This window comes from Psychromonas aquatilis (assembly GCF_038155185.1).
GTDB classification, from domain to species: Bacteria; Pseudomonadota; Gammaproteobacteria; order Enterobacterales; family Psychromonadaceae; genus Psychromonas; species Psychromonas aquatilis.
Window position 1 is genome coordinate 1 of record NZ_JBAKAZ010000445.1, and the last position, 211, is coordinate 211.

The 211-nt window shown below is 39.8% G+C and carries 1 protein-coding gene; it reads right to left on the reverse strand.

Going from position 1 to position 211, the window contains the following annotated elements; all coding sequences use genetic code 11:
• Position 1 precedes the first annotated feature (1 nt).
• Positions 2-211 (reverse strand): AMP-binding protein (locus tag V6256_RS16115; protein WP_341599200.1); only part of this gene is annotated, 210 nt, incomplete at its 5' end.

Here is a 211-nt window from a genome sequence, read left to right on the forward strand (position 1 = left end):
ATTATTCTCGAATCACTTGCGGGCCTTTTATCTCAATTTCACCAGGTTTATTGAAGTCGGTAATTTGATTACCTTGATAATCAATTAACCTCACTAACGTGCTACGTAAAGGCAAGCCAATAGAGCCATTATGGTCGGTTGAATTATAAGAATTGAGACTTACCATAGGGGCACACTCTGTCAAACCATACCCTTCTATCACCGTACTACC